This is a genomic window from Hymenobacter tenuis (assembly GCF_054780495.1).
Map to the genome: position 1 here is coordinate 284,108 of NZ_BAAGWF010000003.1, position 12,873 is coordinate 296,980.

The following is a 12,873-nucleotide window of genomic DNA, read 5'->3' on the forward strand; positions in this document are numbered from 1 at the left end:
ACTGGCAACCCATACCCTATGGCTAGCTTAAAAGAAGTTCGGAGCCGCATTACGTCGGTGCAGAGCACGCAGCAAATCACCAAAGCCATGAAAATGGTGGCGGCGGCTAAGCTGCGTCGGGCGCAGGATAACATCCTGCGTATGCGCCCTTACGCGCAGCGGCTCAATAGTATTCTGGGCAATCTGACGGCTCTGGCTGGTGAGGATGTAGTAAGCGAGTACGCAGAGCAGCGTGATGTACGCCGTGTGCTAATTATTGCTATTACCTCTGACCGTGGCCTAGCGGGTGCTTTCAACAGCAACATCTTTAAAGGGGTGAATGCTGTGCTGCAGGAGCGCTACGCAGCACAGGCTGCGGCCGGAAACATCACAGTAATGGCTATTGGCCGCAAAGCACACGAGTACTTCGGTAAGCGGTTGCCTTTGCTAGGTAGCTACCAGCACGTATTCGGCAAACTGTCTTTCGAAACTGTTCGGGAGGCCGCTGAGCAAGCCATGGACGGCTTCCGGGCTGGCCAGTACGATGAGGTAGTGATGGTGTACAACGAGTTTAAAAACGTAGCTACTCAGATTGTGCGCACCCAGCAGCTGCTGCCGCTGGTGCCCGCAGAGCAGCTGGCCAATGCGCCGGCTACTGCCAACGTAGACTACATTTTTGAGCCTTCGAAAGAGGAAATCGTACGTACCCTGATTCCACAGTCGTTGAAGGTGCAACTGTACAAGGCAGTGCTGGAAAGCAATGCTTCTGAGCATGGTGCCCGCATGACGGCCATGGACAAAGCTACCGACAACGCGGGTGAACTGCTGAAACAGCTGAAGCTCACGTACAACCGCACGCGCCAAGCGGCCATTACCACCGAGATTCTCGAAATTGTGGGTGGTGCTGAAGCGCTGGCTGCCAGCCGCTAGGTTAAGCCTTTTCAGAATGAAATGCCAAGGCCCGTTTCCGTAAGGAGACGGGCCTTGTTGCTTGATAAGACCTAATAAGTTGGTTTGGTTTACAACTTCATGTACTGCCGCTTGGCTAGTTGTTTGCTCGGCTTGGGGGTAATAGGGTTCTTTTCCAATAGCTCCAGTACTCGCTCAGGCGTTAGTTCAGTAAAGTCTTTGATGAGCGCTAGGGGGCTTTGAAACGATTTGGGGGGTAGTGTGGTGGTAAGGCCAATACAGCGCATGCCGGCTTTATACGCGGCCTGCTCGCCCATCAGGGCATCTTCAAAGACTAAGCACCGCTCTGGCGGAAGACCTAACGCACGCGCTGTTGCGGTATAGGTGTCGGCGTGTGGCTTGCCGCGGTCAACATCATCTTTTCCTACAATCACGTCGAAGTAGCGGCGCAAGTCCAGATGGTCTACGATGTAGCTAATGGTATCCGTAGCCGAGCCGGTGCCGAGGCCAATTTTGAAGCCAGCGGCGCGGGCCTGTTGCAGAAAATCAGTCAGGCCGGCTACTTCTCGGCGCTTATTCCAGTATAGCACGCGGTACAGCAATTCCCGCTGAGCTGCGTACTCTTCCAGCTTTTTCTTCGGAACGGGGTTAGTGAAAACGGTTTCCAGGATTTTGGAAGCGGGCATGCCATTAAGTCGCTTAAGCAAGCCCAGCGCATTGGTAGTCAAGCCTACATCCCGAAATAGCAGCTGGAAGGCCTTGGCCTGCTCACGCGTATTGTCAATCAGAACGCCATCCATATCAAAGATGAGCGCATAGGGGAGGGTAGTAGCCATGCTAGATCAGGTAAGGGGAGGATAGGCAGATTCCTTAGTACGCAACTCCGAATCAAGCCGGTTATCTTTACGGCCGCGTACGCTGTTATTGAGGCGCTGAGCTGCCTTTCATCCTTTCTCATTTGCCTTGAAAATTCGTCTGAGTTTGTTGCTGGCGGCTACACTGGCCGCGCCCGCCGTCGCCCAGAAACCTGGTAAGCCTCTTGACCGCCCCAAGCTGGTAGTAGGCATTGTAGTGGACCAGATGCGCTACGATTATCTGTACCGCTACTGGAATAAGTACGGCGCGGGCGGATTTCGGCGGTTGCTGGGCGAGGGGTTCAGTTACGAAAACGCGCACTACAATTACGTGCCTACCTATACCGGCCCGGGCCACGCCAGCATCTATACTGGTACTACCCCTTCGGTGCATGGCATTGTAGGCAACAACTGGATGGTGCGCGAAGAAGGCAAGGGAACCTACGTGACGGAGGATAAGACCGTGGAGCCAGTGGGTGGTTCGAAGGCTGCGGGGCAACAATCGCCGCGCCATATGCTAACTACCACCATCACTGATGAGCTGCGCCTGGCCACCAATTTCCAAAGCAAAGTGATTGGAGTGTGCATTAAGGACCGGGGCTCTATTCTGCCGGCAGGCCATGCGGCCAATGCCGCATATTGGTATGATGGCACCAATGGAGCGTTTATCACCAGCACTTTCTACACACAGCAATTGCCGGACTGGGTTGCCAAATTCAACTCCGAAAACCGCGCCGCGCAGTACCTCGACAAGCCCTGGAACACGCTGCTGCCGATTGCGCAGTACACTGAAAGCTCGCCGGATGATGTGCCTTGGGAAGGCGCGTTTAAGGGCGAGACCAAGCCCGTATTCCCGCACGACCTACCAACGCTAAGTGCAGCGCCAAGCACAGCGGTGAAAGGCAATATGGAAGCAGCCGGCGAAAAAGCACCCGTTGCCACGCCCCGCAACCTGGACCTGATTCGCTCCACGCCCTTTGGCAATTCCCTGACGCTGGATTTCGCGCTGGAAACGATGCGGGCCGAGCAACTAGGCCAGCGCGGCCAGACCGATTTTCTGGCCCTGAGCTTTTCCAGCACCGACTACGTAGGGCACCAGTTCGGGCCCAACTCCATTGAAGTGGAGGATACCTATTTGCGCCTCGACCGGGATTTGGAGCGCCTCTTTGCCTACCTCGATAAAGCGGTAGGGAAAAAGCAGGCTCTGGTGTTCCTGAGCTCTGACCACGGGGCAGCGCATTCACCCAATTTCCTTATCGACAAGAAAATACCGGCGGGTTCTGTGGGCCCAGGCCTGATGCGCGACTCCCTGCAGCAGCGGCTGGTGCGCCTACACGGCCCGGGCAACTGGGTGATGAGCTACGAAAACCAGCAGGTGTACCTCAACCGCCCCCTGATACAAAGCAAAAAGCTAGACTTGTATCAGATGCAGCGCGAAGTGGCCAGTATTATGCTCACATATGCGGGCGTAACGCGGGCACTGGCCGCCGAGGATGTGCAGAAATCACATTGGGAAAGCGGGATGCTGATGCATCTGGAAAACGGCTACTTCCCCAAGCGCAGCGGCGACGTGATGGTGGTGCTGGAGCCGGGTTGGCTGGAGTCCTACCAGTTCCCGGTGAACAAGGGCACTACCCACGGCTCCTCGGGCAACTACGATACCCACGTGCCGGTAGTGTTCTGGGGTTGGCAGGTTAAGCACGGACAGTCGTCAGCTCCGGCAAAGATTACCGATATTGCGCCCACGATAGCTCGCTGGCTGCATATTCAGGAGCCTGATGGCTGCACGGGGCAGCCGCTGGCCGAGGTGCTGGGCTGGTAGCCACTGGCGAGCCGAAATTACTAGGCTCCATTGGTTGGGAAAAGCATCCAAATCAGCGGGTTGCCGTTTAAATCGCACACACGTTTACTTACCACGACTAGCGGGCACGGCTATTTCCTGCCCCAACATTTTTCTCTCATGGCTCATTTTAACCCCTGGCACGACGTAGAGCGTGGCGAAGACGCTCCTAAAGTCGTAAACGGTATCATTGAAATCCCGAAAGGCTCGAAAGGCAAGTACGAACTGGACAAGGATAGCGGCCTGCTAAAGCTGGACCGTGTGTTATTCTCGGCAGTGCATTATCCGGCCGCCTACGGCTTTATTCCGCAGACGTACTGCGACGACAAAGACCCACTGGACATTCTGGTGTTGTGCTCCGTTGACATCGTACCGATGTGCCTAGTGGATGCCAAGGTGATTGGCGTGATGCAGATGATTGACCAGGACGAAGAAGACGACAAAATCATTGCGGTAGCCGCCAACGACGTGTCGGTAAATCACTTCAACGATATTTCTGACCTGCCCCCGCACACGCTGCTGGAAATGCAGCGTTTCTTTGAGGACTATAAGGCACTGGAGCACAAGCAGGTATCTGTTGAGCGCTTCATGGGTCGCGAAGATGCGTACCGCATCATCGAAAACAGCATCAAATTGTACGAAGAAACTTTCCCAAAGGGCAACCCGCAGGATGTTGCAGACGTAAAGGAGGCCCTGAGCTAATTTCGTCCCTAGTACCACACACCGTTACAGCCCTCGTGCGTCTTTTGGCGCCGGGGGCTGTTGTGTTTTGCAGCAGGTGGCAAGCACAAGCGTAGCATCTTTTTGGGTGCTGCTTGGCGTATGAGGCTGTGTATGCTGAAACAACCGCCTAAATCCAGGTTTCTTAAGTTCCTCTACGAAAACAGCCTGCTGCTGCTAGGTGGGTTGCTCGTGCTGGGCACCCTAGTGGGCCAGTTCTTTACCGGCTGGCATGAGTACAATGCCGACCTGGAGGAGCTGAAACTACTACCCCTTACCATGGGCCAATACGCCCAATCTGGCCATTTTCTGGAAGCAACCTTCGAGAACTGGGAAAGCGAGTTTTTGCAAATGGGGCTGTATGTGGTGCTCACCATCTGGTTGCGCCAACGGGGTTCGTCGGAATCTAAAAAGCTCTACGAAGAAGAAGAGGTTGACAAAGAACCGGACCCTAGTAAAGAAGACGCGCCGGGCCCGGTAAAGCACGGCGGTTGGCAACTGGCATTGTACCGCCGGTCGTTGAGCATTGCTTTTTTCGTGTTGTTCTTTGCCTCCGTTTGGCTGCACGCAAAAGGCGGAGCAGAGGTATACAGCATCGAGCAGGTGCAGCAGGGAAAGCCTCCGGTAGATGTGCTAGGGTATATGGCTACCAGCCGGTTCTGGTTTGAGTCGTTTCAGAACTGGCAAAGCGAGTTTCTATCTATCGTTTCCATCGTCGGGCTGTCGATATTTCTGCGGCAGCATGGCTCACCGGAGTCAAAGCCCGTAGATGCCGCGAACAGCGAAACCGGCGGGTAGCCGTGCAGTATATTCGCGCTGCCGAAAGGGGGCCGCCGGTGCTGCCTCGCCCGTAAGTTGCCCCTATGCTATCCGCCCGTTCATTGCCTGCGCTTTTACGCTCACTGGGGGCTAGTCTGAAGCTCCTGCTCGATGCCGTGTTGTATAGCAGCGTCTGGCTGTCGTTGGCCGCGCTGGGGCTGATGTGGGCGACCTTTCTGTTCTGGCGAGTGCATATTCCGAGTCACCTGGGTGGCCTGATTTTTACGGCCACTCTTTTCTTGTACAACCTCGACAGTGTGCTGCCCTATAAACAGGCGCAGCAGCCCGGCCTCTCGAAGCGCAAGCAATGGATGCGGGGCCATCGGAGAGAATTGGTGGGGTTGACGCTGCTGGCGGGGGTAGTGGCTGGCCTGCTCTTCCTAACCGATGCCCGACTGAGCCTGACGCTGTTTCTGGTGCACTTGGGCGTGATTTCCGTGCTCTATTCCATGCCGCTTGTGAAGCGTGGCGGCCGTTGGTGGGCCCTGCGCGACCTGCCGCTGCTCAAGGTGTTTCTGATAGCGTATGTGTGGGCAGCCGTTACGGTCTGGATTCCGGCGTTGTACCTCGGCCGCGGGCTTTCAGAGCAGGTGGTGCTGGTGCTGTTCGCGCGGCGGTTTCTCTTTATTCTGGCCCTAGCGTTTGTGTTCGATATCCGCGACTACACCAAAGACCGCCTGACAGGTACGCGTACGTTTCCGGGCGTGTTTGGCATTCGGAATACCAAGCTAATAGCTTTGGCGGCCTTGCTGGCGGCGGCTGTGCTCACTCCGCCCGGTGCGCCCACCGCACATGAGCTAGTATTGCTACTACCTCTCGCGTTGGCCGCAACCGTCATCTGGTTTGCCGAGGAGTCGCGCCCCGACTATTATTTTGCGCTGCTGACGGATGGCGTGATGCTGGTGCAGTTTCTGGCGGTGTGGTGGGCCAGTCGCGGAGAGGCCGTTGGGTTTTACTAGGTGCTGGTACGTGGTAAACCGTGTCTACAGCTTCGGCGCAACGGCCGTTAGCTCTTGCAGCGCCGGACCAATGAAACGCACTATATCACCGGCCACAAGGCCTGCTTCGCCGGTTTGCTGCGCAGCCAAGTCGCCAGCGCGGCCGTGGGCATAGATCCCCAGGATAGCCGCATCAAGCGGTGAGAGGCGCTTATCGGCTCGCAGAGCCAGCAGCAGACCCGTCAGCACATCGCCACTGCCGCCGGTGGCCATGCCGGGGTTGCCGGTGCTGTTAAAGTAAAGCTGGCCAGTAGGGGCAGCCAGCGCGGTGTAGGCGCCTTTCAGTACGCAAAAGCACTGGTAGGTGTGAGCAAATTCCCTGAGCTGCTCTAGCCGCTCGTAATCATGAGCCGCCGGCTTTCCAACCAACCTTTCAAACTCTTTGGGGTGCGGTGTGAGCAGCGACTCCGGGGGCAGCAGCTTGAGCAACTCCGGATAAGCCCCCAGAATATTCAGCGCATCGGCATCGAGCACCAGCGGTACTTTGGCCTTGCGTAACAGCTGCCGCAGTACGTCGCAGGTGGCATCTTCCTGCCCTAGCCCCGGCCCGATGCCAATAGCTGCATACGGTCCTAGCTCCGGCAACTCCGTTACGAAATCTGTGGCCGGATCCGTGAGAGTCATGGCCTCGGGAGCAGAGGTTTGCAGGATGGTATAGCCTACTGCTGGTACCCGCACCGTGAGTAGCCCCACGCCGCCCCGTAGACAAGCTTGTGTCGCCAGTACTGCTGCGCCTATTTTACCTCGGCTGCCGGCTAGCAATAGCGCGTGGCCAAAAGTGCCTTTGTGGCTGAATCGGGTTCGGGCCGGTAAGCGGCCTAGGATAAAGTTATCATCCACAAAGTAGTTATCCACAGTGGTGTTGTGGATAAACTCAGCATCGAGCCCGATGGGAAGAACCTGCCAGTTACCCACGTACTCGGCATGTTGCGGCAACAGGAAAGCCAGCTTAGGCAGCTCAAAACTTATCGTGAACCGGGTCCGCACAATAGCGCTATCAGCAGGCTGTGCAGTATCAGCGAACAAACCGGAGGGAATATCAATGGCTACTATAGCTGCCTGAGAAGCATTCAGGTGATGTACCAAAGTAGCGGCGGCGTCCGTTAACGGCCGGCTCAAGCCGGTGCCAAATAAGGCATCAAGAACCAGTGCTTGCGGGTGTAATGGCGGGAAGTTGCCGGCTGTAAGTTCCTGGCAAGAAACTTCTGTGGGCAGCCGCTCCCGATTATGCGTGTAGTCAGCGGAATAGCTTGCGGCCGGTAACAGCCACACCTGCGGAGTATAGCCAGCCTCGTGCAACTGCCGGGCAATGGCCAGCCCGTCGCCGCCATTGTTGCCAGGGCCGCAGAAGATGTGTATCTCTGTAGTATAAGCCGGCTGCAGCGTATCCAAAAGCCAGGCAGTTGCGGCCGTGGCGGCCCGTTCCATCAGGTCGGTGGAGCTAATGCCCTGGCTCTGAATGGTAGCCTGGTCAAGAGCACGAGTCTGGGCAGCGGAGAGGATTTTCATGGTTTAGCTGATAAAAAGTAGCTTGTCGACTACAATCAAGGATCGGGGTTATATGCGTTCTATGAAGCTATTCTACGCACTAGGCGTACTGGCCTTTTTCGGAGTAAGTTGTTCGGAAAGGAAAACGGAGGAAGCGAAACAAGTCACTATTACTAATGATGCTTCCGTTTCTGTTGTATCGGATAGTATACAGAGGCCAGACAGCATTAGAACACAGGCAGTACCACTAGAGCAGGTTCCGGCTGCTTTACGGATGCCAGGTAAGTTATTAGAGGCCCTCCGCTGGACAGATGCCAAGGGAGAAAATATGCTAGTGGTGTTCCGGAAAGGGCCATTTTCGGAGAATACAACTAAATACACCGACGAAGAATCGTACGTGGAGCTATTTGCCCGCCAATACGTGCACCGCGCCGGAAGCTGGCAGGAGCTATGGCGCCTGCAAGATGCGATTCGGAACTGTCCTTTCGATTTGTGGCTGGGGCCGCTTCCAGGCGCTACGTCTATTACGGACCTTGATGGCGATGGCCAGTCAGAAACCACGCTGCTGTATAAGCTCACCTGCCGCAGCGATGTGAGCCCTTCTAACCTCAAGCTGATACTGCACGAAGGTGCAGCCAAATATGCGCTACGCGGACAAACGGTAGTGGCCTACGACTCTATTCCAGTAAGTGGGCGCGCGCCGGCTAACCCCTGCTGCCTCGATACCATCAGCAAGCAGCAACTCGACGCTCCAGATGGCTACGAACTGCTGGCGGGGCGCTATGAAACGGAAAAGGAATTTAAGAAAGCTCCGGCAGTGTTTCTGCGCTTTGCCCGGCAGCAGTGGCGTAAGTGGTCGGTGCAAAATGAGTTTGATCAATTTTAGTAAACCGCAACTCAGCCATAGTAAACTTCCGGCTAGCCTGTCGCGTTTGTAGCTATTCGACTTCTGCACTAATTTTCTATACCTCATGCAAACCTGGAACGACGTCATCCGGCTGGCCAACCACGGCAGCCCGGCTCCCGATAAACGAGTAGAAAAAACCGATGCTGAGTGGAAAGCCCAGCTGACGCCCGAGCAGTACCACGTAACGCGCCAGCACGGCACCGAGCGGGCATTTACTGGTGAATATTGCGAAGCCCATGAAGCGGGCCTATATGCCTGCGTGTGTTGCGGTACGCCGCTGTATGATTCGACCACCAAATTTGAATCAGGCACGGGTTGGCCGAGCTTCACGCAGCCAGTAAAAGAAAATGCTATTCGCTACAAGAAGGACACCAGTTATGGCATGACGCGCGTAGAAGTGCTTTGCAACGTCTGCGACGCCCACCAGGGTCACGTCTTCCCCGATGGTCCGCCGCCGAGCGGCCTACGTTTGTGCATCAACTCGGCTTCCATTAAGCTGGTAACCGAAGCAGAAAAAGTAAGCTAGCCTACTAGGTCTGGTTTTAGTTGAAAGGCTCCTTACCGCTGCGGTAAAGGAGCCTTTTGCGTATACGCTAGGGTCCTAACCGGAGCAAAGCCGAAAACAGACGTGGCCCGCATCTTGGGCCTGTGGTTTTTATCCCGATTTTTGTAGCCCCGCTGCCCTGAACCCGGGGGCAGCCGCCCGTGTTACGAGCCTTTCCCACCCTCTTTTCCTACCCCACCCATGTCTCTGCTCTTCACCGATTTTGCCAGCTGGCAGGCGCATTGCGCCGCTACCCAGGAGCCTCTGTTCCAACCCGTATTAGCTTATGAAATAGAGCAAAAGGGTCGCACAGAAGAAGAAATATGGGCGGGCCTGCAACGAGCCTACGATGTGATGCGCGACGCCGTACATACGGGCCTTACCCAAAACATGACCTCCCGCTCGGGCATGGTGAACAACGGAGCCAAGAAGATTGCTGCCTCGCCCGTAACCGTTCTGTCGCCGGAGTTTAAGCAGCTCGTGACGCGCGCCTTGGGAGCGAAGGAAGTAAATTCCTGCATGGGCCGCGTGGTGGCTGCTCCTACGGCCGGCGCTTCGGGTATTTTGCCCGGCGTGCTGGTTACGCTCCAGGATATTCATAAGCTCGAAGACCGCGCGATTCTGGAAGGGTTGCTGGTGGCGGCGGGGGTAGCGCTTATTATTGAGCAGAATGCTTCCCTGGCTGGCGCCGTGGGTGGGTGCCAAGCTGAAACGGGCTCGGCGGCAGCCATGGGCGCGGGTGCCATTGTGTACTGCCTAGGAGGCTCCGTAGAAGAAACCTTTGCGGCCGTAGCCATCACCATTCAGTGTATGTTGGGCCTCGTCTGCGACCCGGTGGCGGGCCTCGTAGAAGTGCCCTGCGTGGTGCGCAACGCCTCGGCAGCGGCCATTGCCTTCAGCTCCGCTCAAATTGCCATTGCTGGCGTCGACCCCGTAATTCCTGTAGATCAGTGCGTGGCGGCGCTGGGCGAAGTAGGCCAGAGCATGGAAACCCGCTACAAGGAAACCGCCTTAGGTGGCCTAGCCAACACAAAGCGCGGCCGCGAAATAGAAAAGATGGTGCTGGTGCAGGACGTGCACATTTTGCCCGACGAAGACCAGCAATAGAAAGTAGGTTTTACATTTCGATTAGAAGCGAGGAGTATAGGAGCTAGCCTACCAGGAAGCCCCGGCTCCTCGTTTCTGCTTAATGCCCCGAATGAATGATATTCACTGACTTAAAGAAGGGTAGGGTAAGCTAAATGGGCTTTATCTCTGGTGCCATGGTCAGTTTGGCCAAGTACATGATGGCAGGCGTGTAATGGGAGCGGAGCTCTTGATACTTCTTCCAAGCGGCTTCCTCATCGGCTACCAGTGGAATCCCAGCTTGGAACAATTGTTGGCAAGCGTCGCGGAAGTCAGCATGCTGCGGGTTATTATCGGGCTGATAGTCGCTGAGAGAAGCGGGTGCTTTTGTCTTCGCTGATACCTCAAAAAAGCGCGCTACTCGGTTGATAGCCACACTGCCTGCCTTCAGGCACATCACCATATGCGGGTCGCGGGCTAGGTCTACGGTGCTGATAATCAGCGAGGCAGCATCCAAGATAAGGTCGGCGGCCGTTACCCAGGAGCGCCCCGGCTGCGGAGAGCGGAAAAAAGAGAGAATAGGCAGGGAAGTGTGGGTTTCTTCAATCTCAATAAACCACTCTTCCCAATGCTGCCACTGCGGGCCGTGGTGAAGCAACTCTGCTTCATGAAGCCACACCAGCAGCTCCACGGCCGAAGCTTTAGGGCCGGCCCGTAACTCAAGCCGGGCTACCGTAAGCTCCCGCCGCGAAAATGCCTGGTAGATGGTAGGCAGGTAAGAAATCAGCAGCGTGAGCAGCAGCAGGCCCAATGTAGCCTCTGAGTACGACATGATGTTAGCCAGCCCATGTTTACTAGGCTCTTCTGAGCCTAGGGTAAGTAAGGAGCTGTTGCTAATGCGGTAGCAGCGTTCTAAATCACCTTCGCCTAGCGCCCAGTAGATAATGGTGTAGCCAAAGCTGACCACTCCCAGCCACGCAATAGGCAATGCTACTAGCCCTACGGGAGCGTACAAGGCCATTACCTTGTCGCGTTGCTCGTAAGTTTTGCCTAAGGAGGCCATGGCCTCGAATACTTTTCGGATGCCCTGAAACACCCAGTTGTTAAGCAGCACCGACTCATTGCGGGGCAACACAAACGAACGAATGGCCGACAACACAGTGTAGGCCACCATAAAAGCGCCAATGGAGAAAACCAGCGCGTTAATACCACTATTCAGCATGCATACGTAGCCATCCGCGGCTGAACTGCCGCGCTTGCCTTGTACTTGGTTATAGGAAATGAGGTTGGGAAAGAAGCTAAGGTGCGGTTACTTGCGTTCCTTCCACAATTGGCGGAAGGTTTTGGGCGCTACCTGTACGGCGTCGCGGCGCTTGCTCCAGCCTACTTCGCCTAGCAAGCGGCTCAGTACCCAGTTTTTGGCTGAAGCCGGTGCCAGGTCCCATACCCAGCGGCGCTTCATACCGTGCATCCACAACGCAATAGCCCGGCGCTCTTCCTTATCTGTAAGGCCTTCCTGTACGCTCTGTTGGCGGTTTTTGAGCAGGATATTGTGGATAGGAATCTTGACGGGGCATACCGAGGAGCAGGCCCCGCATAGGCTGCTGGCGTAGCTCAAGTGCTTATTTTCGGCCATGCCGCTCAGGTGCGGCGTAATAACCGAGCCGATAGGGCCAGAATACGTGGCCTCGTAGGTGTGACCGCCAATGTTCTTGTACACAGGGCACACATTCAGGCAGGCGCCACACCGGATGCAGTTCAGGGCCTCGCGCTTGTCGGGTTGGGCCAGCAGGTTGGTGCGGCCATTATCCAGCAAAATCACGAACATTTCTTCCGGTCCATCCTTTTCCAGCGGCTGGCGCGGCCCGGTGTAAATGGTGTTATACACGGTTACTTGCTGGCCGGTACCGCTCGTGCTGAGCAACGGCCAGAACAAATCCAGGTCCTGAAGGCGTGGAATCACCTTTTCAATGCCTACAATGGCAATGTGGGTTTGCGGGAAGGTGGCTGAAAGGCGGGCGTTGCCTTCGTTTTCCGTGACGGCAATAGCCCCCGTATCCGCAATGATGAAGTTGCCGCCCGTAATGCCTACTTCGGCCGCGGTGTACTTGTCGCGGAGCAGGTGGCGGGCCGTGAGCACGAGCTTCTGCGCATCATCTGTGTACTCAATGCCGAGGTGCTTCACGAAGATATCGGCAATATCGAGCTTGCTCAGGTGCATAGCTGGCGTCACGATATGGTAGGGCCGCTCTCCGTTCAGCTGCACAATGAACTCGCCTAAGTCCGTTTCAACCGACTCAATACCGCGCTTTTCAAGGTATTTGTTGAGGTGGATTTCCTCGGTGGTCATGCTCTTGGCCTTCACTACGGTGCGGGCCTTGCGGCGCTCCATAATCTTGCCCACCTCAAACAGCGCTTCCTCGGCGTTCTGCGCCCAAATGACCTTGCCACCCTTCGCCGTGAAGTTCTGCTCAAATTGCAGCAGGTATTCGTCGAGGCGGTTGATAACCTGCGTTTTGAGGTACGAGGCCCGCGCCCGCGCTAGCTCATGATCTTGGTAGAACCCAAGCCCCGTTTGTACAGCCGCATTGTACTTGCCGATGTTGAAGCGAATCTTGCGCCGATGCTCCAGGTCAAAGGCTTTGCGGTCAGAGTCGGTGAGGAACTGAGCGGCTTTGGTAGGGGCAAAGGGGGTAGTGGTCGTCGGATTCATGGCAGGCAGCAGGTTGACCCAAAGGTCAGCAAATATA

General features: G+C 56.0%; 12 protein-coding genes. 8 read left to right on the top strand and 4 right to left on the bottom strand.

Features of this window, described 5'->3' with window-relative positions; all coding sequences use genetic code 11:
• Nucleotides 1-18: 18 nt before the first annotated feature.
• Complete coding sequence (gene atpG, locus ACYVGU_RS12670; protein ID WP_460615019.1) at nucleotides 19-909, top strand: F0F1 ATP synthase subunit gamma; 891 nt, start codon at nucleotides 19-21, stop codon at nucleotides 907-909.
• Nucleotides 910-998: 89 nt separating this feature from the next.
• Here atpG and ACYVGU_RS12675 read toward each other — a convergent pair whose 3' ends face one another.
• Nucleotides 999-1,724 (bottom strand): HAD family hydrolase, encoded by a 726-nt coding sequence (locus tag ACYVGU_RS12675; RefSeq protein ID WP_460622399.1) that lies wholly within the window; start codon nucleotides 1,722-1,724, stop codon nucleotides 999-1,001.
• 127 nt (nucleotides 1,725-1,851) lie between these two features.
• Between ACYVGU_RS12675 and pafA the strand changes: the two genes are divergently transcribed.
• The 4 genes from pafA (at nucleotide 1,852) to ACYVGU_RS12695 (ending at nucleotide 6,080) form a co-directional block, all read left to right on the top strand.
• Nucleotides 1,852-3,564, top strand: a complete 1,713-nt coding sequence (pafA, locus tag ACYVGU_RS12680) for an alkaline phosphatase family protein (protein ID WP_460622400.1) — start codon at nucleotides 1,852-1,854, stop codon at nucleotides 3,562-3,564.
• A gap of 138 nt (nucleotides 3,565-3,702) precedes the next feature.
• Nucleotides 3,703-4,284, top strand: a complete 582-nt coding sequence (locus tag ACYVGU_RS12685; RefSeq protein WP_460615022.1) for an inorganic diphosphatase — start codon at nucleotides 3,703-3,705, stop codon at nucleotides 4,282-4,284.
• A 132-nt stretch (nucleotides 4,285-4,416) separates the two neighbouring features.
• Nucleotides 4,417-5,100 (top strand): DUF6766 family protein, encoded by a 684-nt coding sequence (locus tag ACYVGU_RS12690; protein ID WP_460622401.1) that lies wholly within the window; start codon nucleotides 4,417-4,419, stop codon nucleotides 5,098-5,100.
• Nucleotides 5,101-5,165: 65 nt separating this feature from the next.
• Nucleotides 5,166-6,080, top strand: coding sequence for a UbiA prenyltransferase family protein (locus ACYVGU_RS12695; protein ID WP_460622402.1), 915 nt, complete (start codon nucleotides 5,166-5,168; stop codon nucleotides 6,078-6,080).
• A gap of 24 nt (nucleotides 6,081-6,104) precedes the next feature.
• On the opposite strand, the gene ACYVGU_RS12700 is transcribed toward ACYVGU_RS12695, so the two are convergent.
• Nucleotides 6,105-7,628 (bottom strand): bifunctional ADP-dependent NAD(P)H-hydrate dehydratase/NAD(P)H-hydrate epimerase, encoded by a 1,524-nt coding sequence (locus tag ACYVGU_RS12700; protein WP_460622403.1) that lies wholly within the window; start codon nucleotides 7,626-7,628, stop codon nucleotides 6,105-6,107.
• Between the two features lie 61 nt (nucleotides 7,629-7,689).
• Between ACYVGU_RS12700 and ACYVGU_RS12705 the strand changes: the two genes are divergently transcribed.
• From ACYVGU_RS12705 to sdaAA, 3 genes are all read left to right on the top strand, one after another.
• The gene (locus ACYVGU_RS12705) at nucleotides 7,690-8,493 is read left to right on the top strand and encodes a M949_RS01915 family surface polysaccharide biosynthesis protein (protein ID WP_460622404.1); all 804 of its coding nucleotides are present in this window, start codon (nucleotides 7,690-7,692) and stop codon (nucleotides 8,491-8,493) included.
• Between the two features lie 85 nt (nucleotides 8,494-8,578).
• Nucleotides 8,579-9,040, top strand: coding sequence for a peptide-methionine (R)-S-oxide reductase (msrB, locus tag ACYVGU_RS12710; protein WP_460615026.1), 462 nt, complete (start codon nucleotides 8,579-8,581; stop codon nucleotides 9,038-9,040).
• Between the two features lie 219 nt (nucleotides 9,041-9,259).
• Entirely contained in the window at nucleotides 9,260-10,165 is a 906-nt protein-coding gene (gene sdaAA / locus ACYVGU_RS12715; RefSeq protein WP_460615027.1) for an L-serine ammonia-lyase, iron-sulfur-dependent, subunit alpha, read from the top strand.
• Between the two features lie 130 nt (nucleotides 10,166-10,295).
• Here the strand turns inward: sdaAA and ACYVGU_RS12720 are convergent, their stop codons facing one another.
• Together ACYVGU_RS12720 and ACYVGU_RS12725 are read right to left on the bottom strand one after the other, a co-directional pair.
• Nucleotides 10,296-11,345, bottom strand: coding sequence for a hypothetical protein (locus ACYVGU_RS12720; protein WP_460622405.1), 1,050 nt, complete (start codon nucleotides 11,343-11,345; stop codon nucleotides 10,296-10,298).
• Nucleotides 11,346-11,432: 87 nt separating this feature from the next.
• Nucleotides 11,433-12,836 (bottom strand): lactate utilization protein B, encoded by a 1,404-nt coding sequence (locus ACYVGU_RS12725; protein WP_460622406.1) that lies wholly within the window; start codon nucleotides 12,834-12,836, stop codon nucleotides 11,433-11,435.
• Nucleotides 12,837-12,873 lie beyond the last annotated feature (37 nt).